We start from the raw sequence: 19,830 nt of genomic DNA, 5'->3' as shown, positions 1-19,830 counted from the left end.
CCTTGTATTTTATATGTAAGTAGCGGGTTATTATATCAGATTAATATAAATATGTTACCCATTTAGTATAGTAGTACTACCAAAGCTAAAAGCTTAGTTTATTTTCTTAACTCTCTAGCTGACAATGTTATAATAGCGCCATCGATAATTTTTATTTAAATATAATGTTTAAAAAACTCCTACTTATAGTATTTACAAGCATGTTACCTATATTATCATTTGCTGAAGGGGCTAAATCTCTAAGTGCAGTAAGTGTTCATGCTGTTAACCAACCACTAGCGATTGCTGCTGTTGTGGTTTTTGTAATTGCTTATTTATTTGTTATGACCGAAGACTTCACTAAACTCAATAAGTCTAAACCTGTAATTCTCGCAGCAGGTATTATATGGATATTGGTAGCAATAGTTGGCAAGTCAGTTGGTGCGGACAATATTGTACATTCAAACTTTGACCACATCATGACTGAATATGGAGAGCTTTTATTATTCTTATTAGTTGCAATGGCATATATCAATCTAATGGAAGATCGAAATGTCTTTGCTAAGCTAAAAAGTACATTGCTAAGAGCTGGTTTTGGATATCTGGCAACATTTTGGCTTACCGGTATTATAGCTTTTTTCTTATCGGCAGTTGCTGATAACCTAACAACTGCTCTAGTGATGAGTACTGTTGTAATATCTATTGGCAAAGACAATAAAAAATTTATTACTATGGCTTGTGTTAATATTGTAGTTGCAGCAAATGCAGGTGGAGCATTTTCTCCATTTGGAGATATTACTACGCTGATGGTCTGGCAAACTGGGGTTGTAAAATTCACAGAGTTCTTTGCTATATTTGTACCATCATTAGTGAACTTCTTAGTACCAGCTATTATTATGAGCTTTTTTATACCAAAAATGGAGTCTCAATCGATAATAGAGGAAAAAGTAGAGCTTAAACGTGGTGCTATTCCAGTTATTTTGCTATTTATCTTAACGATTGCTACTGCTGTATCATTTGAGCATTTACTTCACTTACCACCATCACTAGGAATGATGACTGGCTTCGGATATGTAATGATATACAACTATATCTACGGACTGAAAATTGCTTATGAGAATAGGAATCCTAAAAAACACAAAATGCCTCCTCATGCTTTTGATATCTTTGATAAAGTCAAAGAAGCAGAGTGGGATACACTGTTGTTTTTCTATGGAATATTAGTTTCTGTACAAGGACTAGCAGCTTTAGGCTATCTTGGTTTAGCATCTCAATATATCTATACAGATATGCAATCAATTGCACCAAGCCTTTTCTCTGCACATACTCAAGCAAATACGATTATTGGTATACTTTCAGCAATTATTGATAACATCCCTGTTATGTTTGCTGTCCTTAGCATGAATCCAACAATGGAACATGCTCAATGGCTACTAATAACTCTAACTGCTGGGGTTGGTGGTAGCTTACTAGCTATAGGCTCAGCAGCAGGTGTTGCTGTGATGGGTAAATCCAAAGGTAAATATACTTTTATGGGACACCTCAAGTGGACTTGGGTTATTGCCATAGGCTATTTCGCTAGTATTATTGTCCATCTTTTGATCAATCATTAGAAAAATCTAAAAAGCTATCATGGTATTCTCTAACTCTCTCACTATGACTTGTTGAGATATATGTAAATCCTTTTTCTTGTAGAATTTGATATATTTTTCTTTCAGAGTTTATGTCAATATTTGAAGTTGCCTCATCAAGTAACAGTAAATCATACTCTTTAACAAAAATCCTACAGAAATTAAGCTTTTGCTGCTCACCAGACGATAGAAAATTTCGCCAATCATTTATTGTATTTATGTATTTTGCTAAGTAGCCGACATTTAATAACTCAAGAATCTCGATAAACTTATCATCTGAAGGTATTCCCGACTGTATTGGATAAAAAATAGCTCGCTTAAAATCATCTTCAGGGTAATAAGGTTTCTGAGGTAATAAACAAATCTTGAGACACTTCTTGGCAAAGATAATATCTCCTTCATGACTACCACACCCCACCCCTGCAATAGCTCTTAACAGAGTACTTTTACCAATGCCAGAATGGCCACTTATAAGCAATCTTTCTTGACTCTTTAGCCTAAAACATATGTTATCCAACAAGAATGGTGAGTTTTGTGATTTTTGCAACGAAAAACTATTTACTTCTAAAATACTTTCTTCGCAATTAAGCATATCTATCTCATCAGCTTTTGCTTTTTCTGAGGATATTTCATGCTTTAACTCTGTAAGTCGTGACATACTAGCTCTTAAGCTAGCTAAGGTCTCATACACATATGTAAGATAAACCATAGGGAATATAACTTGCATTACTGCTGAGTTTACCTGCATCATCTGACCAAAACTTATCTGTTTTGCAAAATATCTAGGTAATGACAAGATTGTACCAATAATTGCATAGACTTGACTAAATAGCGTATTTACAACATCTATTTTTGCATTACGGAACATTAAACTATAGAAGTTAGTTACAATTGCTTTGAAATTCCTTCTAGAACGAGCATATTCATATCTTTCAGCATTGTAATCTCTAACTGAGAGTCTATTGTTTCTAATGGTAGATAAGTGGTATCTAAAGTTAGCTTGTAACTTCTGTTTTTGATACACTAGCTTTTTCAAGGGTCTACCAACCCAAAATACTACAACAATATTCAAAAGACCCAATAAAAAAGCCACCCAAAAAAGATAACCATAGATGGTAATATCTACACCTAAAATATTGAAAGTATAGTCTCCTGATAGTCCCCACAAAACTACCGCAAATGAGAAAAAACTAAAAATACTTCTTGTGATTCCTAAAAATAATGACTGTGAATCTGTAATAAATCTTGTGACATCTTCATCAATCCTTTCTTCTGGATTATCAACCTGTTTACTTCTATAGTATGATCGTGAGTACAGCCAATTTTTAGTATAAAAATCAGTCATTGGTTTACGGATAAAAATAACAAAAAACTGCTTAACTAAATATGATAGAAAGAAGTTGAACATCATTAATGATATTAAGACTGTAAAAATGATTAATTGATGTATCAACAATGCCTTGTTATATTCTTGAATTGAGTTATAGAACCCAACATTCCAAGAGTTTAAGTAAACACTCAGAGCAACACCAAGTCCCTCAAGAACTAGCAACAAGACTACTATTGCTAAAGCTATTTTACCGTACTTACTTTTCCAGAAAAAATCAGATATATGCCAGAAATTTCTAAAAAATCTCAACATCCGTTATTCTGCCTTATACGGTACAGAGATAACTACTCTAGTAGCTGTCTTATTATCTTTTTTATCCATCGCGGCAATAGCTAGCTTAACCATGCGCGAATTTTGGTTATGTAATAAGAAGTGCCACCATTTTGTATTTACAACCTCAGGAATTATTACTACAGAATATCCTTTTTCAGGATCTCTTAAGTCATTCTTATGCAAAATCTGTAATACAGGTGTGATAAATGAATTATAAACTGGTCGCATAACGAGAAGCTTTTCTTTGAATGCAAGATTCTTCCACTCAGTCTTTATTTTTTCTATTTTCTTTTCATTTGCTGAAACAAATACTGGTGTTATATCATCAGAGATATTTCTCGCCAATGTCAACGCATCTATTGTACCACGGTGAATACGAGAGATTAATATAACTATCTTTGGTTTTAAATTTTCATGTATACACGCATTTACAACAGCCTCATCAATACTTAAAGCTAGATTATGTTCTCTTTTAATGTAATGCATTTTAATTGAATATAAACCATACATTATTATTAATATAGCAATTATTACAATCCAGACACCCTCAAAAAATTTACTCTCAATAATAGTAGTCAACACAACAAAAGTTGCTACACAGCCAAAAGCATTAATAAAAGCTCTTAATCCCCAGCTTTTATAAAAACGCTTATTTTTATACCAGTATTTAACTAAACCTGCTTGGCAAAGAGTAAATGCAATAAAAACACCAAATGCGTATAAAGGAATCAATCTACTAACTTTAGCATCAAAAACAATAACTAAAATAGCTGATAAAACTGTCAAAATAAGAATACCATTTCTAAAAGCAAATCTATCACCTAGACGCTGAAGCTGTTCAGGTAGATAATTATCTTTACTCATAATTGCAGCAAGAATAGGAAACCCTGTAAAGCATGTATTAGCAGCCATAAGCAAAATCAAACATGTTGATGCTTGTAAAAAATAATAAAAAAATCCATTTCCTAAAACTTGGTGAGCCACCTGAGATAGAACGCTTTCAGAGAAATTAGGTAGTATCTGTGTTTTTGCAGCAATAAAAGTAACTCCAGCAAACATCACGATAGATAAGAAAACCATCAGTAATAGCCCAACAATAGCCCTAGATAGTCCTGGCGACCTATAAGCAGAAACACCATTAGCATAAGACTCTATACCAGTCAAAGCTGAACTTCCCGAAGAAAAAGCTCTAAGAACAAGAGTTATTGTCAACACACCCATCGATGCTTGCATTTGATTAAGATAATCTTCTTTATAGCTGAAAGTCTCTAGAGTGCCATGATTATACTGATATATGCCTACTATTATCATCACAATTATTGACACAATAAACATATAAGTTGGCCACACAAAGATTTTTGCTGTAGATTTTACCCCTCTTAAATTCATAACCATCAAAAAGACTAAAAAACATAAGGCTAACTTAGTACTATAATTCTCTAATCCTGGAAATGCTGAACTAATAGCTACAGCAGCTGTTGAAACAGAAACTGCTACGGTAAGTATATAATCAATAATCAATGATGCTGAAGTTAGTAATACTAATCTTTCACTAAAGTGTGCTTTTACTATTGAATAAGATCCGCCCCCTTCTGGATGCGCTTTTATGACTTGAGCATAAGAGAAACCCATCAATAGCATCAGTAGTATAACCATCACAGATACTCCTATAGAGTACTGTGAAACAGCTGCCGCACCTGCTGTAGCTAAAACTATAAAAACTTCTCCCGTTGCGTAAGAAACTGAAGATAAAGCATTTGATGATAATATTGCAAATCCGGCAAATAAACCTATTTTTTGATCTTGTTGCTTTGCATTAGGAATTGGTGAACCAAATATTAGATTCTTTATTTTCATCTATTATTTACTCTTGCTTCTGTAAAAACTCATTAAGCTTTTTAGCTAATTCTTCTGTTCCTTTTTTCATAGCTGCCGATATCATGTAATAATTACCTTCATAGCCTATCTGTTTGACAAACTCCTGGCACTTTTCTTCTACTTCATCAGCCAACAAATCAATCTTATTGATAACTAGAAATCTAGGCTTATCATATAGTTCTTCACTATATTTTTTAAGTTCTTTCTCAACTGCGAAATAGTTCTCTACAGGATCTGACTCATTAAATGGACAAATATCTACTACATGTAACACACATCTTGCTCGAGTTAAGTGCTTCAAAAATCTAAGACCAAGCCCAGCTCCTTCAGCAGCTCCTTCAATTACACCGGGGATATCCGCCATTACAAAACTATCTACACCGACCTTAACCACTCCTAGATGAGGATACATAGTTGTAAATGGATAGTCTGCAACTTTTGGTGTAGCTTCAGATACAGAACGAATAAGTGTTGATTTACCAGCATTTGGCAAGCCTAACAATGCGATATCTGCTAATAAATTTAGTTCTAGACGAACTTCTTTATACTCACCTTCTTCACCTAGAGTGAACTTTCTTGGAGCTTGATTTGTACTACTCTTGAAGTGGGTATTACCGATCCCTCTCTTACCGCCTGAAACTAACTTAAGAATTTCACCATTATTTAAAACTTCACCAATTTTTTTGTTCGTTTCAAGATCAAATACACTAGTACCAACCGGTACTATTAAATACATATCCTCACCAGCCTTGCCGTAGCAATTACGCCCTTCTCCTGGACGCCCATTTTCAGCGTAGTATTCTCTTTTATAGCGATAATCAATCAAAGTGTTTACATTCTCATCCGCCTTTAGATAAATACTACCTCCATGACCACCATCGCCACCATCTGGTCCACCACGAGGAACATATTTTTCTCTACGGAAACTAACACAACCATTACCGCCCTTACCGGCTTGAAGCTTAATCACTACTTCATCTACGAATCTCATAACTCTATAATCTTATACTTATAAAAACGCTAATCATACATTATATATGTTCTAGCTTAAATTATCATCGACTATTTAAAAACCCGTAAATGGATTGATATCAAAGCACAAATTAAAAATTTGAAAAAATATTACTATGCTTCCCATCGATATCACATAGATATTTGAATAATACACCTTAAGATCTGCCTTTCTACTTAAAAATGCTGGCGTATAAACAAATATTATCACAGCAAATATTGCCGCATATTGTAGTGCAAGTATAAACCCTCTAGGGTAAAAAACAGTAAATACCAAAGGAGGTACAAAGCAAATCAACCCTAAAATTATATTACCAATCTGTCTATTATAGCGAGAGAATAAGTCACGAATATAATGCATGAGAGAAATTCCCACACCAATAAAAGATGTAATAATTGCTATATGCATAAATACATTTAAACCAGATTCCAAGAAAGCAGATTTTGAAACATGTCTAATTTCTGAAGCAAGTCCCATAGGCGTGTTATTACTCGAAGAAAACAACGTTTGATAGCTATGTAATCCTTGTTGAGGAATAAGAGCCAAAGCCAATAAAATCCAAATTATATATATAATCAAAACACATAAACTACCAATAAGTATACTTTTTTTTAGACTTTTAATATCTCCTTTTTGATACTCGTAAATGACTGGAATTATATTATGAAAACCAAAAGATGGTAATAACGTTGGCCATGCAAAAATAAATGCCGAAAAACTAAGAGGTGCTCTACTTAAATAACTCGTATTTATGTAAAACAACATAATAACGACAGCTACTACAAAAAACACAAACTTAAGTATCACAAACAATCTATTTGCATAGTCACTAACTCTATAGCTAAACATTAGAGTACCAAATATTAGTGTAAAAATAATAGCCGATAACGCTACATCGAATTTCGAATAGCCTTCAAGACTTCCAATTGTAGCTACTAATGATGATCCTTGTGTCGTATATGCTGACATCAATGAATAAAGTAATAATAAGTATATAATGCTAAAAAATAATAAATATCCTTTAGATACTCGAGCTTGCATCATTGTTGTAAAATTAACCCCAAGAGGATATTCAGCACAAACTCTCAATAACTTAATAGCTGTTACATACATCACACTCCATGATAATATGAGAAGAATTATCGCCATAGTAAAACCACACGAAGCAACTATCAAAGGTAAAGATAGCATCCCTGCTCCAATAGTAGTACCTATTATCAAAAAAACTGAGCCGATAGATCTGGAGTTCATAAAATTTATTATAATTTTTTATTAAGCGCTGAAATAATAACTCTATTTTAACAACTAAGCAAATAATGCTGACTTATCTAACAATTTTTTCATATAATCACGGTCATAAAAACCAAATTTGTTAACACTATGGAACTATTCTCTAAGCTACTTAATATACAGCACTTTAAGTATGAATCCAAGAGCGGCAAAAACTCTCAAACAGGTTGGAATGGAGATGGATATGGTACTGTTATATCTCAACAAAAAGATAATTGTATATACTTCAAAGAAGAAGGATTTTTTATACTAAATAGCTCAAACAAACCTATAAGTATTTCTAACGAATATATCTGGCAAAAGATAAATCCACAACGTATAAGTTTATCTCATGCTCGATTTGGTTATAACAATCTCGTCAAACTTTTTGATTTAATACGTATAGATGATAATTTATGGCAAAGTGAGCAAGCTCATATATGTGTTGATGATTTATATTCAGCTAAACTTTATAATTTAGAGAGTGAGATTAGTCTAGTATGGAAAATATCCGGACCCAAAAAAGATGAGTTTCTAAAATATCGATACCATTTAATCTAAAAATACCATACTAAACCACCTGATACCATACTCATAGCAGCTCTTGCGTTAGGCTGATTCATTCCTGCGCCAGCAATAGGACTAGGAGCCATAGTCTGTATATATCTATAACTAGCAATAGCACTAAGTGTCTTTGATAGTGCAATATTGATACCACCTCCAACATCCCAAGCACCTTGTACAGGTCCTGACATGTTCGACCAACCAGCCCCAGCTGTAGCATATGGCATAATCATTGAACCAGTGGGAATCATAATGATTGCCTCGCCTATACCTGTAAAGGTTCCACTGTATGAAATCATTTGATTATACTGAATACCTAGATATTTGTTAAAGTTATATCCTGGCATAATCATCACATTGCCTGTAGCTCCACGCATTTTCATATTAGATCCCCCCATAGTTCCACCGAACATCAAGCCTAAGTGCCAGTGCCCAGCCCTATTTTGCATACCCCAACTATCTTCAGCATTTGTCAAAGAATCATAAGTATCTAAAAATGGATCTGTAAAATATTTTAAAGTATTGCTCTCTATTGTTTCTTTATTTAATTCATTTTCCTCATTACTAAAAGCTACTCTTATAATCAAAAAAATAAATAAAAATATAACTGTTTTTAGCACTTACTTTATTCTCAAAATACTTTTTGAGATATCATATACGCTTTTTAAAACTTTTATATTATTTAAATTTGATAACCATTATTTAAATTTGATAAACTCAATCAGCCATAATAAAGCGATAGCCTATAGCATTTTCTGTAACAATTAATGGTTGTTTTTTACAGGCAGAAAGCTTCTTTCTTAACTGTCCAATATACACTCTTAGATACTGAGCCCCATCTCCATAGCAATCTCCCCAAACCTCATGCAAAATAGCATTTTGCATTACTAACTTACCAGAGTGTCTGACTAGATATCTCAAAATCGAAAATTCTTTTTTTGATAAGTGAATTTCTTGATTATCCAAAATAACTTTATGATCATTTAAGTCGACTATGAGATTATCAAAGCTATATACATTAGCTATTTCAAGATCATTTTTAGTAACAGGAATCAACTGTCTTCTAACTCGAGCAATCAGCTCAGGCATATCAAAAGGCTTTTTAACATAATCATTTGCACCATTTTCTAAAGCTTTGACAACCTCTTCTGTATCATTTCTTGCTGACACTACAATAATAGGTACGTCATTACTAATTCTTACAGCCTTAAGCCAGTCTTGGCCATCTTGATCAGGAAGTCCAAGATCAAGAATGACAACATCAGGATGATATTGACTTAGCAGACTAGTCGCTACTGAAGCTGTTGGTGCACTCTCAACATCATACCCTAATACCAAAAAAGTTTTTTCTAAAAGCTTCTTAATTTGTGGCTCATCTTCTACTATTAGTATTTTTTTTATCATATTTAAACTATCTATATTTACTTATTGTTTAAGTTTAATTGCAAAGGTAATGTAACTTTAAAAACACTTCCTTTACCTTCGCCATCACTATAAACACGTATTTTACCATTATGTGCAGTAACAATCCCTTTACATATAGCCAAACCTAAACCGTTACCATGGGTATAGCTGTCTCTTTTTTCAATTCTATGAAAAATTGTAAATATCTTCTCCATATCTACCTCTTTTAAGCCAATACCTTGATCCTTTACTTCAAAAAGACAAGCTTCGTTACCTTTTCTTACAAGAGAAACAATGACTTCTTTGTCAAAAGCAGCTGTAAATTTAACCGCATTATCAATCAAATTAAGAATAACCTGCTGAAATAGGATAGGGTCCAACTGTATTTTAAATGACTCTCGTGGCACTATAAATTTAAACTTCTGCTTGCTATAGACTCTTTTACAAACCTGTTCAATTTCTGCAAGGAAATCATTACTATCAACATCTCTTATACTCAAAGATAGTTTTCCTGAGTCGACTTTTAACATCTGAATTATATTATCTATATAGTTGTCTAATCTTTTAGACTCTGTCAAAGCTAGATCAATCATTTCATCTTGTTGCTCCTGAGTAAAAGATTCTTTAAATGATTTAACACTACTTAAGGCACCCATTATAGATGCTAGAGGAGTCTTTAAATCATGAGAAACTGAAGATAACATCGATTTTTGTAATCTTCGCTGCTCATCAAGAACTAGAGACTTTTTCTCCTCCCTTTCAAGACTTCTTTTAAGTAATAAGTGAGATATATGAGATAGCATACTATTTAAAATCACACTGTCTGTGACTATTCTCTCCACAGCTTCTTCTGAGCTTAAATAAACAGCTATTACACCAAGAACTCTACTCTCTATAACTAGTGGCTCAACTGCCCAATCTAATCCTGCGAAAGTATTTGTCCCCTTACCGCAACTGTCTTTATACTTAAAACTCCACTTTGCCGCTGCCAACTCTTTTTGGTTAAAATTTGGATGTTGAGGAAATGCTGAAGATTCTAATTCACCATTTGAAACACTTAAAAATACAAAATCACACTTAAAATACTCTTCCAAAGCATTTAAAAATATTGGACGTAAATCTTTATCTAAACTTTTCTCATTAAATATTTTTGTAAATCGATATAATACGGAAATATTATTTTCTCTCTCTTTAAGAAGAGTAAATGCTCTTTTTGTACGTAGAATCACATGACTCGAAAATATAACGATCGCCATAAACAAAGCAAATGTAATTATTCCTGCTAAACTAGATATATGAAATACAAAGTTAGGCTCAAGATACAAATATACATATAAGAATAATCCTACTAGAGAAGATAATATTGATGGTATCAAACCATACCTATACGCACACGCAGCGAGAACTAATAAGAAACACAGTGTCTGAGACACTAGTCCAGCGATATTCAAACTAAAAAATATAAATACACCTGATATCGCAGTTATTGAAACCGATTTTATAGTATCTAAAACTAACTCTTTTATGTTTATCTTTTTATGTCGTGGAGGCTCTTCAGCCTTACATTCTTTTTTATTTATCGAAACAATATGGATTTGCATTCCCGTATTATTATTACGAACAACATCATAAACAAGAGATCCAAAGAACCTATCTTTCCATTTTGGACGTATTGACTTAGCTATGACTAAATCAGTAGCTCCTATAGACTTTGCGTATTCAAGTATCGTATCAGAAATCCTATCCCCAAGAATATGCTCAATATTATAACCCAAACTATTTGCTAACATCTTATAGCGTCTGATAACGGCAAAATTCAATCTGGTCTTTGTAACTTTATTTGGTTTTTGGACAAAGATAGCTATTAATCGAGCATTTAATGTTGTAGCTAAAAGCTTACCTTTACGCAGCAAACTAGGGGTTGCTTCATCATAACCACAACAAACTAATACGTATGGTGATGTAGGTATCGCACTGCCATTTTGATACAACTTTCTATATTGTTGAATATCTTGACCAACATGGTTTGCTGCCATCCTAAATGTATAGTCTCTCAATATAGTTAAGTTCGTATACTGAAAATATCTTTCTAACGCTCTATTTATTGCATCACTTTTATAGACTTTACCTTGTTTTAATCTCTTAATAAGCTCTTCTGGACTAACATCTACAACAACAAGCTCATCTGCAGACTGAATAAAATCATTAGGAACAATCTCATTCACATTAGCCTGTGTTAATTGAGTAACTTCATAAGATAAGCTAGCAATATGCTGAATATTTATCGCAGTATAAACAGAAATGCCTTCGTCAAGAAGCTCTTCGATATCAATATATCTTTTTTTATTTCGCGATGTTGGCAAATTTGAATGTGGTAATTCATCGATTATTACTATATCTGGCTTTCTTGCTTTTATTGCATCTATATCAAGCTCTTCAAACACCTTACCTCGATATGTCACTTTTTTAAGTGGCATCATCTCTAATCCCTCTAATAGTGCTTGCGTATCAGCTCTACCATGACTAACAAGAAGCCCAACGACCACATCTTTGTTATCTTTTTGTAGAGCTCTAGCATTATTAAGCATTGCATAGCTTTTACCAACACCAGGAGCATAGCCTAAAAAGATCTTTAGCTTACCTTTCTTAGATTCTTGACTTTTATTTGCTAGATTTAGTAGTGCATCTACTTTTTGCTGATTATCCATAGAGGCCTTAAGCAATGCTATTAAAGTTGTTGAGAACATTCACAGAATATAATTATATCAGACTAGATATACCTTGAGAATTTTTACCTATCAGTTGTAAAAGAGCTATATTTAACGGTAAAACATTTACAGTAGCCACATTAAAGAGATGCTCTTTAGTATTCTCTTTGATAAGTTTATTAACCTGATCTATAGAAAGGTTATTCTTTTGAGCTATATATTTTGATTGATATAGCGCAGCTTGCAAACTTATCTCTGGATCAACCCCACTACCAGATGCAAAAACCAAATCTTCTGGAATAGGCTTCCTAACACCATACTTAGCTTGTAAGTCTTTAATTCTATTTTTAACATCTTGTAACTGTGTCTGATTATTAACTGCATAATTAGTACCACCAGTAGCTAATGGATTATATCCTGATGCTGACGGTCTAGACTGGAACAGATTATCTGGCATAGTTTGCCCAATCAACTCTGAACCAACTACTTTGCCATTATAATAAACTTGTGATCCTGTAGCTTGATTATGTGCAACACCATATCCAATTGCCATTATAAAAAATGGATAAACTAAACCAAGTACAATGCTAAAGAAAAACATCGCCATAAAAGATTTAAATAAGTTTTTCATAAGATTAACTCCTTGCTTAAACTATATGCATAGCTGTTATAAGCATGTCTATAAGCTTAATAGCTATAAAAGGTACTATCACACCACCCAAACCATAATATAGAAGATTTCTTCTTAATAAAGTTTGTGATGATGCTACAACATTCTTCACACCAATCAATGCCATCGGTATCAGAAAGATAATGATTAGAGCATTAAATATAACTGCTGAAAGTATTGCACTTGTTGAAGAATGTAACCCCATAAAATTAAGCGCACCAAGACTAGGAAATGCTGTCACAAATAGCGCAGGAATCACCACAAAATACTTAGCGATATCATTAGTTATACTAAATGTTGTCAATGCTCCTCTAGTTACAAGTATTTGCTTACCAATTTTAACTATTTCAATTATCTTCTTAGGATCTGAATCTAGATCAACCATATTACCAGCTTCTCTAGCTGCAGACGTCCCTGTTGCCATAGCAATACCAACGTCAGCCTGTGCAAGAGCTGGTGCATCATTGGTACCATCTCCACACATTGCAACGGTTTTGCCATCTTTTTGTGCTTTGATTATAAAATCTAGTTTATCTTGAGGAGATGCTTGAGCAACGAAATCATCAACGCCCGCCTCTGCGGCTATCGCTGCGGCTGTTAATGGGTTATCTCCTGTTATCATAACAGTTTGCACACCCATTTTACGTAGCTCTTCGAAGCGCTCTTTGATATGTGGCTTTATAATATCTTTGAGATGGATCACACCCAAAAGTTTATCTTTATGAGCCACCGCTAAAGGAGTGCCTCCCTGCTCTGATATCTGCTCTGTTACTTTTCTAAACATCTTTAGAAGACCTTTATCAAGCTTATCTTTAAGATAATTTTCTATTGATGAGATTGCCCCTTTTCTTACTTCAAGACTTTGATAATTTATGCCACTCATTCTTGTATATGCTGAGAAAGGTATGATTTCAGCTTCAGATATATCTACAGAGGATTGTTTAAAGCCAAAACGCTGTTCTGCTAACTTAACTATAGATTTACCTTCTGGTGTTTCATCAACAAGTGAACTTATCCAAGCAGCATGTGCTAACTCATCTGGAGATGTTGCTCCTAAAGCAATAAAATCCGTAGCAAATCGATTGCCCAGAGTTATCGTACCTGTTTTATCTAAAAGTAATAAATCAATATTCCCTGAAGACTCGACAGCTCTCCCAGATAACGCCACAACATTAAACTTTAGAAGTCTATCCATACCAGATATACCAATAGCTGATAGTAGACCTGCTATTGTAGTTGGTATCAATGTCACAAAAAGAGCAATCAAAACAACTGCTGATAAAACTGTATTACTATACATTGCCATGCCATATAAAGAGCAAATCGCAAATATAAAGATTAGTGTTAATCCTGACAATAAAATAGTTAAAGCAATCTCATTTGGAGATTTAAGACGCTTTGCCCCCTCAACAAGTTCTATCATTTTATCTAAGAAGCTCTCACCTGGATTAGATGTAACTTTAACTTTGATAGCATCTGAAAGAACTTTTGTGCCTGTAGTCACAGCAGAGTTATCAGAACCTGCTTCTTTAACAACAGGTTCAGATTCACCAGTAATAGCAGATTCATCAATTGTTGCCATACCTTCAATAACATCACCATCACAAGGAATTAGAGTATTTGCTTCAACAATAACAGTATCGCCAATCTTTAAACTCTCTGCATCTACTTTTGTGACATTACCATCACTTTCAACTCTTAATGCAAAAAGCTTAGATTTTGCAGCTTTTAGAGTATCAGCTTGAGCTTTACCTCTTCCTTCAGCGATACCTTCAGCAAAGTTTGCAAATAATATTGTAAACCATAACCAAATTACAACTTGTAATGTAAAGCCAATATCTTGTTTATGTACAATTTCTGAAACTAGATATAGTGTACACAAAATAGTCACAACTTCGACACAGAACATTACTGGGTTTTTGATCATCTGACGAGGATCACATTTTGTAAAAGACTTCTTTATAGCTGGAACTACAAGTTCTTTTGACAATAAATTAGGAGATTTTTTTGTACTCATAGCTATCACCTATCAAAAATTTAAATTTAGTTGATCTAATATTGGTCCTAAACTCAAAGCTGGGAATATAGTTAGACCACCAATTAGTACTATTGTGAAAAACACTAAGATCGAGAAAATAAAACTAGTTGTATCAAGTGAGCTTATTTCACTCATTTGTGAACTACGTTTTTTCTTAACTAATGACCCTGCTAGCATTATTACCGCAAATATAACTCCAAAACGTCCGATAAGCATACTTAAAGCTATAGTTATATTTAGATAGCTAGTATTTGCTGATAAACCTGCAAAAGCACTACCATTATTATTAGATCCTGAGATATAAGCATAAAGTATCTCTGAAAAACCATGCGCACCACTATTAGTTAATGCTTGATGTACACTTGGAATAACTGCTGCCAAACCTGTGAACACTAATACACAACATGGTGATACAAGCAGAGCAAACATTGTCCATTTCATATCATTAGCTTCGATACGCTTACCCAAAAAGCTTGGTGCTCTACCTATCATCAATGATCCGATAAATACAGCTAACATCAAGAACATAAAGAAGCCATAAAATCCAGCACCAATACCTCCAAATATAACCTCTCCTATAGCCATATTTAACATAGCCATCATTCCACCTATAGCAGAATAACTATCCATGACACTATTTACACCACCATCTGAGGCAGATGTTGAAACAGTATTATATAAAGTCGAGTTAAATATCCCAAAGCGAGTCTCTTTACCTTCCATATTTGATAAATGACCAACCTGACCATAGATATCTTGGATATTATTATTATGTAAAAAATCTAAACCATGAAGCTCTGATATTGTCATAACCATTAGAGATATCACAAATAGCACTAACATTACTGCAAATATCATCCAACCTTGCTTGGTATTGCCAACCCACTTACCAAAGGTATAAGTTAATGCCGCAGCTATAGCAAATATTGAAACCATCTGAATATAGTTTGTAATTATCGTAGGGTTTTCATAAGGATGTGCAGAGTTTGCATTAAAGAAACCTCCGCCATTTGTACCCAAAGACTTAATAGCTTCTTGTGATGCTATAGGTCCCTGAGCAATGATTTGATCACTACCAGCTAAAGTATGTACATGTAAATATGCTATAATGTTTTGTGGCACGCCTTGGAATATATATACAATAGCGATTATGATAGATATTGGTAGTAAAACCCAAAATATAGCTTTGCCTAGATCATTCCAAAAGTTGCCAACTTTAGCAGCCTCATGCCTTGCTACAGATCTTATCAACACTATTGCAACACATAACCCAACTGCGGCTGAAACAAAGTTTTGGACAGTAAGAACAAGCATCTGTGAGAAATAGCTAACACCTGTCTCACCACTATAGCTCTGCCAATTAGTGTTGGTAACAAAACTTACTGCGGTATTAAATGCTTGAGAAAACCCCATTCCCTTAATTTCTTGTGGATTAAAAGGTAGTAGGCCTTGCAAAAGTAATACTACAAAAACAAAGATAAAGGCCATAATCGAAAAGCTTAGTAAACTAAAAAAATAACTTTTCGCTGATTGTTCTTTTTTTGAACTCTCTCCAAGTATTAATAGATATACTCTTTGAAAAGGCTTTGCAAACCAATCAAACCATGTTTTCTCATTATTAAATACTTTAAATATATAAGTTCCTAGTGGTTTAGTAATAATCACTAATGTAAATATAAAAACCACAAACAGAATAAAATTATAACTCATAGCTATACTCTCCTATAAGCTAAAATTTCTCTGGATATATAAGCGTAGCTGTCATATATATCGCCAAACTTATCATTGTAATTGCTGAAACAATAATCATATCAACCTCTTTAAACCTAAATTTTTAGGAGATAGATTATAATTTCAAGTGATATAAAAATTCTATTATGAACTTTAGCAAAGATATAAAATTTTTATAAAAATTAGTTCCTTTACTTATATTACTTTGAATTTAATTTATTGAAATCTACATTAGCTTGTTCAATCTTATATTGATTTTCTTCTACCCAACGTATTATGTTTTTCGTATGAATCAGTAAAGACTTTCCAAGATCCGTAAGAGAATAAAAGACACTAGGTGGAACCGTAGGTTCAACCTCGCGAAATACTAATCCACATCTTTCTAATTCTCTAAGCTTTAGTGATAGTATTCTTGGGGATATTTCTCTAAGATCTTTCTGAATCTGACTATATCTTTTAGTGCCATCTTCAAGTATTGATATCAATATAATACTCCATTTATCGCCTATTAGACCTAAGATCTCTCTAAAAGGTTTACAAGAATCTTTAGAGTACCCATCTTCAGTTACATTTTTGTTAGTACCTATCATAGTTGTGCATTCTTGTTTTATTTGGTAAATACAGTGATAATTATAAGTATATATTTTTTAACCTCAGGCATGGGAATAAAATGAAAAAACTACTACATATTAGATCAAGTATTAAAGAAGAAAATTCAGTTTCAAGAAAAATTGGTGATGATTTAATTAGTCATTTAAAAAGCACTGACAAGGTGAAAGTTTCAGAGAGAGATCTTGTAGATAACTCTGTAGAACATATAAATCCAGACTTTATTAATGCCATGGCAAATAATAATCAAGATAAACTTACTACCTCAAACAAGCTTATAGAAGAGCTTTTTGAAAATGATATTATTATTATCGAGTCGCCGATGTATAATTTTAGTATCCCTTCAACACTAAAATCTTGGATTGATAATATAATGATCGCAAGAAAAACATTCTTATATACAGCGAATGGGCCTGAAGGCTTAGTAAAAAATAAAAAAGCTATCCTTGTTCTTAGTAAAGGAAATATCTATAGTAAAGGAGCTACGAAACCTTTAGATTTTCAAGAAAATTATTTACGAACAATTCTTAATTTTATTGGTATAAATGACATAACTGTGATCTGTGCTGAAGGAGTTGATTTAAGTGCTGAAATACGAGAAAAATCTCTAAAACAAGTTGAGCAACAAATAAAAGATTTAACCCTTTAATGAATATGGAGAGTTGTATGAGGAAATATATATCATTAGGAATTTTAGCCACTCTAATACCTACGATATTACTAGCAAATAAACAAGATAATCCCGTACCAGAAATAATACCTAAATCTAATATTATCAAATGTAAATATAATGAAAAAAATGTTAACACTGTAATTGATTTTGAGAATGCTGTATTAAATGTAATATTTAATAAAGGTAATGTAGATGAGGTCTCTAAATATTTAGGAAAAACATACATTCAACATTACCCTTCAGCAGAGGATGGACCAGATGGTTTGATTACCTATCTTAAAGGACTTGGTGATAAAAAAGTATTTACACGGGTTGAGACAAAAAAAATATTTGCTTGTAATGATTATGTAATATTAGAAAATATTTTTTACTCATCAAAAAATGATTTAGGAACAGCTGCAATTAACACATTTAGAGTAAAAGATGGAAAGATTATTGAACATTGGGAGCTTATGGAACCTATTCCAAAAGAAACTAAAAATAATAATGGTATATTCTAGATCTCTATTTAGTTATGCCTTAGAATAATACTCTTTATTTCTTTTAATTTTTTTCTCTTCTGCAATAGCCACAAACATCATTAGCACGAAGCATACAATCGCAGCTAAATATAATGCTATAAAAGTTCCATACCAGCCATCGAAGCCAAATAAACTAATTTTTTTATCAGCAATCATACCCAAGCCAAGTTTAGCAAAACTATCGCCTAGCAAGTAAGCAAAAGTACCTTTTATACCATCTGCTACTGCAATCCCCTGTTTTGGAACAAATCCCACAGCAGCTACGCCTATAAGAAGTTGTGGTCCAAATACACAGAATCCTAAAAGAAACATTACAGTTAAATATACATATTGATTAGTCGCGGATTGATATAGGAAAATTAAAATGATAGTAACTATAAGACAAATAATAGCTGTTAATCCACGTCTACCATTAATAAGATCTGACAATAGCCCCCATAATAATGTTCCAGTTAAAGCTCCTGATTCAAATAATGCATAACTCCATGCAGAAGTTTCTTTTGTAAAACCTAAAACTTCATGAGCGTAAACTGGTGACCATTGATCCACACCTATTCTAACGACATATAGAAAGACATTTGCAAAACACAAGATCCAGATTATCTTATTGAAAACTACATATTTCTTAAAAATTTCCCATTTTGATATTTGTACTTTTTTAACATAAGCATCTTCTTCACTAATAGGTTCATCAAATATTTCCTCAACAGGTCCAAGACCATATGATTCAGGAGAGTCATTACCAATCCTCAGTCCAATAAAACCAATAATTAAGCAAAGAACCGATGGAAATATAAACATACCAACTACATTACCATCAAAGACTACATGTGCTCCAAAAAGTGCTATGGCCGCAGCTAATGCTCCACCAATATTATGAGACATATTCCACAGTCCCAAAAAGAATCCTCTTCTATTTCTAGGTGTCCATTTAGTAATAGTAGAATAACTGCATGAGCCTCCTGGACTTTGAAAAAAACCACTCATAGCATAAAAAGCAACCATAAGAAATATACTATATGTACTACTTCCTAAGCTTAGACCAAAGCCTATCATACATATCGCAGATAATATCAGCATAAACGGTAGTACCTGTTTAGTATTCTTACCATCAAAGTAATAAGTTGTCACAGTCTTACCAAGACCATAAGTAATCGAAAAACCTAAACCAATCAATCCTAAATCAGTAAAAGAGAGACCATAATCTTGAATCATGTCATTCTGAGCTATATTAAAATTCTTACGAATCATATACATACTAAGATAGCCGATAAATACAACTAAATATGATTTAATGAATTTATTTAGCCAAATTTTCTTTTTTTGTTCTTTAGATAACTCCATAGTAGGAATTCTTTGTTGCTCAAATATTTTTGATAGAGACATAGTTATATAAGTGATAAATATAAATATCAGGAGATTATAGATTAAATTTGCTATTTAATATAGCAGTAATAGTTTTAAAAATTATGATGTATAT

At 33.0% G+C, this 19,830-nt stretch carries 16 protein-coding genes; 4 read left to right on the top strand and 12 right to left on the bottom strand.

The window, feature by feature from the left end; all coding sequences use genetic code 11:
• Positions 1-164: 164 nt before the first annotated feature.
• A complete protein-coding gene (gene nhaD / locus ACKTR7_RS02665) occupies positions 165-1,592 on the top strand; it encodes a sodium:proton antiporter NhaD (RefSeq protein WP_407876907.1) in 1,428 nt (475 codons plus the stop codon).
• Here nhaD and ACKTR7_RS02660 read toward each other — a convergent pair.
• From ACKTR7_RS02660 to ACKTR7_RS02645, 4 genes are all read right to left on the bottom strand, one after another.
• Positions 1,582-3,252 carry an ABC transporter ATP-binding protein/permease gene (locus ACKTR7_RS02660; protein ID WP_407876906.1) on the bottom strand — a complete coding sequence of 557 codons (1,671 nt, stop codon included), beginning with the start codon at positions 3,250-3,252 and terminating at the stop codon, positions 1,582-1,584. The two genes, nhaD and ACKTR7_RS02660, sit on opposite strands and share 11 nt — an antisense overlap.
• Before the next feature lie 3 nt (positions 3,253-3,255).
• Positions 3,256-5,130, bottom strand: a complete 1,875-nt coding sequence (locus tag ACKTR7_RS02655; RefSeq protein ID WP_407876905.1) for an APC family permease — start codon at positions 5,128-5,130, stop codon at positions 3,256-3,258.
• 7 nt (positions 5,131-5,137) lie between these two features.
• Positions 5,138-6,142 (bottom strand): Obg family GTPase CgtA, encoded by a 1,005-nt coding sequence (cgtA, locus tag ACKTR7_RS02650; protein ID WP_407876904.1) that lies wholly within the window; start codon positions 6,140-6,142, stop codon positions 5,138-5,140.
• Positions 6,143-6,217: 75 nt separating this feature from the next.
• Positions 6,218-7,414 (bottom strand): amino acid permease, encoded by a 1,197-nt coding sequence (locus tag ACKTR7_RS02645; RefSeq protein ID WP_407876903.1) that lies wholly within the window; start codon positions 7,412-7,414, stop codon positions 6,218-6,220.
• A 129-nt stretch (positions 7,415-7,543) separates the two neighbouring features.
• Here ACKTR7_RS02645 and ACKTR7_RS02640 point away from each other — a divergent pair, with 129 nt between their 5' ends.
• Complete coding sequence (locus ACKTR7_RS02640) at positions 7,544-7,993, top strand: DUF6314 family protein (protein WP_407876902.1); 450 nt, start codon at positions 7,544-7,546, stop codon at positions 7,991-7,993.
• Here ACKTR7_RS02640 and ACKTR7_RS02635 read toward each other — a convergent pair.
• The 7 genes from ACKTR7_RS02635 to ACKTR7_RS02605 form a co-directional block, all read right to left on the bottom strand.
• Complete coding sequence (locus ACKTR7_RS02635) at positions 7,990-8,472, bottom strand: outer membrane protein (protein WP_407877133.1); 483 nt, start codon at positions 8,470-8,472, stop codon at positions 7,990-7,992. The genes ACKTR7_RS02640 and ACKTR7_RS02635 overlap by 4 nt on opposite strands.
• Positions 8,473-8,713: 241 nt before the next feature.
• Entirely contained in the window at positions 8,714-9,400 is a 687-nt protein-coding gene (locus tag ACKTR7_RS02630) for a response regulator transcription factor (protein WP_407876901.1), read from the bottom strand.
• A gap of 17 nt (positions 9,401-9,417) precedes the next feature.
• Complete coding sequence (locus ACKTR7_RS02625) at positions 9,418-12,108, bottom strand: sensor histidine kinase (protein ID WP_407876900.1); 2,691 nt, start codon at positions 12,106-12,108, stop codon at positions 9,418-9,420.
• Positions 12,109-12,160: 52 nt separating this feature from the next.
• A complete protein-coding gene (locus ACKTR7_RS02620; RefSeq protein ID WP_407876899.1) occupies positions 12,161-12,739 on the bottom strand; it encodes a potassium-transporting ATPase subunit C in 579 nt (192 codons plus the stop codon).
• Positions 12,740-12,755: 16 nt separating this feature from the next.
• On the bottom strand, positions 12,756-14,795 hold the full coding sequence (gene kdpB / locus ACKTR7_RS02615; protein WP_407876898.1) for a potassium-transporting ATPase subunit KdpB: 2,040 nt from the start codon (positions 14,793-14,795) through the stop codon (positions 12,756-12,758).
• A gap of 12 nt (positions 14,796-14,807) precedes the next feature.
• Positions 14,808-16,526 carry a potassium-transporting ATPase subunit KdpA gene (kdpA, locus tag ACKTR7_RS02610; RefSeq protein WP_407876897.1) on the bottom strand — a complete coding sequence of 573 codons (1,719 nt, stop codon included), beginning with the start codon at positions 16,524-16,526 and terminating at the stop codon, positions 14,808-14,810.
• Between the two features lie 221 nt (positions 16,527-16,747).
• Positions 16,748-17,137 (bottom strand): winged helix-turn-helix transcriptional regulator, encoded by a 390-nt coding sequence (locus ACKTR7_RS02605; protein WP_044527014.1) that lies wholly within the window; start codon positions 17,135-17,137, stop codon positions 16,748-16,750.
• Between the two features lie 80 nt (positions 17,138-17,217).
• On the opposite strand from ACKTR7_RS02605, the gene ACKTR7_RS02600 reads away from it, so the two are divergent.
• Positions 17,218-17,805: an FMN-dependent NADH-azoreductase gene (locus ACKTR7_RS02600; RefSeq protein WP_407876896.1), complete on the top strand. Its 588-nt coding sequence runs from the start codon at positions 17,218-17,220 to the stop codon at positions 17,803-17,805.
• 17 nt (positions 17,806-17,822) lie between these two features.
• The gene (locus ACKTR7_RS02595; protein WP_407876895.1) at positions 17,823-18,329 is read left to right on the top strand and encodes a nuclear transport factor 2 family protein; all 507 of its coding nucleotides are present in this window, start codon (positions 17,823-17,825) and stop codon (positions 18,327-18,329) included.
• A gap of 12 nt (positions 18,330-18,341) precedes the next feature.
• On the opposite strand, the gene uhpT is transcribed toward ACKTR7_RS02595, so the two are convergent.
• Positions 18,342-19,736 (bottom strand): hexose-6-phosphate:phosphate antiporter, encoded by a 1,395-nt coding sequence (gene uhpT, locus ACKTR7_RS02590; protein WP_407876894.1) that lies wholly within the window; start codon positions 19,734-19,736, stop codon positions 18,342-18,344.
• Between the last annotated feature and the right edge of the window lie 94 nt (positions 19,737-19,830).

Origin of the sequence: Francisella sciaenopsi (assembly GCF_045862875.1) — a bacterium.
Classification (GTDB): Bacteria; Pseudomonadota; Gammaproteobacteria; order Francisellales; family Francisellaceae; genus Francisella; species Francisella sciaenopsi.
Note: the sequence above shows the minus strand (reverse complement) of the source record. Positions and strands in the feature narration are given on the sequence as shown.

Excerpts from the sequence above, each read along its gene's own strand:
- nhaD (WP_407876907.1), top strand. The coding sequence starts at position 165 with ATGTTTAAAAAACTCCTACTTATAGTATTTACAAGCATGTTACCTATA.
- ACKTR7_RS02660 (WP_407876906.1), bottom strand. The coding sequence starts at position 3,252 with ATGTTGAGATTTTTTAGAAATTTCTGGCATATATCTGATTTTTTCTGG.
- ACKTR7_RS02655 (WP_407876905.1), bottom strand. The coding sequence starts at position 5,130 with ATGAAAATAAAGAATCTAATATTTGGTTCACCAATTCCTAATGCAAAG.
- cgtA (WP_407876904.1), bottom strand. The coding sequence starts at position 6,142 with ATGAGATTCGTAGATGAAGTAGTGATTAAGCTTCAAGCCGGTAAGGGC.
- ACKTR7_RS02645 (WP_407876903.1), bottom strand. The coding sequence starts at position 7,414 with ATGAACTCCAGATCTATCGGCTCAGTTTTTTTGATAATAGGTACTACT.
- ACKTR7_RS02640 (WP_407876902.1), top strand. The coding sequence starts at position 7,544 with ATGGAACTATTCTCTAAGCTACTTAATATACAGCACTTTAAGTATGAA.
- ACKTR7_RS02630 (WP_407876901.1), bottom strand. The coding sequence starts at position 9,400 with ATGATAAAAAAAATACTAATAGTAGAAGATGAGCCACAAATTAAGAAG.
- ACKTR7_RS02625 (WP_407876900.1), bottom strand. The coding sequence starts at position 12,108 with ATGGATAATCAGCAAAAAGTAGATGCACTACTAAATCTAGCAAATAAA.
- ACKTR7_RS02620 (WP_407876899.1), bottom strand. The coding sequence starts at position 12,739 with ATGAAAAACTTATTTAAATCTTTTATGGCGATGTTTTTCTTTAGCATT.
- kdpB (WP_407876898.1), bottom strand. The coding sequence starts at position 14,795 with ATGAGTACAAAAAAATCTCCTAATTTATTGTCAAAAGAACTTGTAGTT.
- kdpA (WP_407876897.1), bottom strand. The coding sequence starts at position 16,526 with ATGAGTTATAATTTTATTCTGTTTGTGGTTTTTATATTTACATTAGTG.
- ACKTR7_RS02605 (WP_044527014.1), bottom strand. The coding sequence starts at position 17,137 with ATGATAGGTACTAACAAAAATGTAACTGAAGATGGGTACTCTAAAGAT.
- ACKTR7_RS02600 (WP_407876896.1), top strand. The coding sequence starts at position 17,218 with ATGAAAAAACTACTACATATTAGATCAAGTATTAAAGAAGAAAATTCA.
- ACKTR7_RS02595 (WP_407876895.1), top strand. The coding sequence starts at position 17,823 with ATGAGGAAATATATATCATTAGGAATTTTAGCCACTCTAATACCTACG.
- uhpT (WP_407876894.1), bottom strand. The coding sequence starts at position 19,736 with ATGTCTCTATCAAAAATATTTGAGCAACAAAGAATTCCTACTATGGAG.